Consider the following 1,618-nt stretch of genomic DNA (forward strand, 5'->3'; position numbering starts at 1 on the left):
ACGAGGAGCTGGAGCGCGAAGACGCCGCGCCTGCGCCCGCCGTGCACATCAGCCTGGACCACCGGGTGCAGCAGGCAGCCGAGTCTGCGCTGGAGCCGGTTGCGGGCCAGCAGGCGATGATCGTGGCTATCCGCCCGTCCACCGGCGGCATCCTGGCTGTGGCTCAGACCCCCGCTGCCGACGCGGACGGTAACGTCGCGACGATGGGGCAGTACCCGCCGGGTTCGACGTTCAAGATCATTACTGCGGCCGCGGGGATGGAGCGGCAGGGTCTGAATCCCGGTTCAACGGTTCCGTGCCCGGGCACGATGAACCTGTTCGGGAGGACCGTTACCAACTACGCCGGGTTCAGCCTGGGCAACGTCTCGTTGGAGTCCGCGTTCGCGCACTCCTGTAACACCTCGTTTGCCGATATTTCGACCCAGCTTGCCCCCGGAGAGCTGCAGGAGACGGGCAAGCAGTTCGGGCTCGGGCTGGACATGAACATTCCGGGGCTGGACACCATCACTGGGTCGATCCCCGAGGGCGAGGAGCCGTTGGACCGTACCGAGTCCGGCTACGGCCAGGGCTTGGATCTGGCGAGCCCCTTCGGCATGGCTCTGGTTGCGGCCACGGCTGCGCACGGGCAGATGCCGGTCCCGTTCCTCATCCAGGGGAAGGAAACGGAAGTGGACGGCCAGGTGGGCCCGATGGCTCCGGAAGTCGCCGCTCAGCTACAGCAGATGATGGCGGCCGTGACGGCCCCGGGCGGTACGGCGACGGGGATGACCGCCGGCGGGGATATACGCGGGAAGACCGGTGAGGCGGAGATTAACGGCGGCTCACACTCCTGGTTCGCCGGGTACAGGGCCGATGATGACATCGCCTTTGCCACCCTCATCGTGCTTGGCGGAGGCTCCGAAGCGGCGGTCGCGGTGACCGACCGGATGCTGCACAACCTCAACCCGTAACGCGGGTCGGCGCGAATCGGGGTTTGCGCACTTGGGGACTACCATGGGGCGCATGAGTGCAAGAGGAAAGTTGAAGCCAGGAAAGCAGACACCGATCCGCAAGGTGCCCAAGGACATCGAGCGTCCGGAGTACGCGTGGAAGGACGACGTCCAGGAGAACGTGGGCGAGCCGCTCGTGCAGACGGTTGAGACCGTGGAGCGGATGCGCGAGGCGTCGAAAATTGCGGCAAACGCGCTTGCTGTGGCCGGCGCGGCGGTGGAGCCTGGGGTGACTACCGATGAGATCGATCGGATTGCGCACGAGTTCATGTGCGACCACGGCGCGTACCCGTCGACGCTGGGGTACCGCGGGTTTACCAAGTCCTGCTGCGTGTCGTTGAATGAGATCGTGTGCCACGGGATTCCGGATACGACGGTGATTGAGGAAGGCGACATCGTCAACATCGATGTCACGGCGTACAAGAACGGGGTGCACGGCGATACGAATGCGACCTTCCTCGCGGGTGAGGTGTCGCAGGAACATCGGGACCTGGTCGAGCGCACGTACAAGGCGACGATGCGCGGCATCAAGGCGGCAAAGCCTGGCCGCGAGATCAACGTGATCGGCCGCGTGATCGAGTCCTACGCGCAGCGCTTCGGCTACAACGTGGTCACGGACTTTACCGGCC

General features: G+C 65.4%; 2 protein-coding genes. Both read left to right on the forward strand.

Annotated features, from left to right (window positions below; genetic code table 11):
* Window positions 1–950 (forward strand): penicillin-binding transpeptidase domain-containing protein (locus EAW56_RS12050; RefSeq protein WP_279629706.1); only part of this gene is annotated, 950 nt, incomplete at its 5' end.
* Between the two features lie 52 nt (window positions 951–1,002).
* Window positions 1,003–1,618: type I methionyl aminopeptidase (map, locus tag EAW56_RS12055; RefSeq protein WP_122086793.1), on the forward strand; the 616-nt coding region annotated here is incomplete at its 3' end.

Origin of the sequence: Corynebacterium gottingense, from assembly GCF_003693265.1 — a bacterium.
Taxonomy (GTDB): domain Bacteria; phylum Actinomycetota; class Actinomycetes; order Mycobacteriales; family Mycobacteriaceae; genus Corynebacterium; species Corynebacterium gottingense.